Origin of the sequence: Streptomyces sp. GbtcB7 (genome assembly GCF_019091445.1) — a bacterium.
Classification (GTDB): domain Bacteria; phylum Actinomycetota; class Actinomycetes; order Streptomycetales; family Streptomycetaceae; genus Streptomyces; species Streptomyces mirabilis.
The window spans coordinates 1-232 of record NZ_JAGXJM010000716.1; the positions used below are offsets into that span (position 1 = coordinate 1).

At 69.8% G+C, this 232-nt stretch carries 1 pseudogene; it reads left to right on the forward strand.

The features are described 5' to 3' along the window. Nucleotides 1–232: pseudogene (locus KVT44_RS57335) on the forward strand (DNA methyltransferase); the annotation flags it as partial.

Genomic DNA, 232 nt, shown 5'->3' on the forward strand with positions numbered 1-232 from the left:
CCGACCCCCCCATGGGCCCGGGCACCTTCCTCAGCGAGATTATCGACAGGGTTGCCGAAGAGCGTTCCCGCCCCGGGGAGGGCTTCCGCGGCGAAGCGGGGGAACAGCTGGCGGGCCGGCTGATCGGCTTCGAGCGCCAGAGGGCCGCCTACGCGGTCGCCCAGATGAGGGTCCCCCAGACCCTCCGTGCTCAGGGTGCTGACACTCAACTCGGCGATCTGCGTCTCCATCT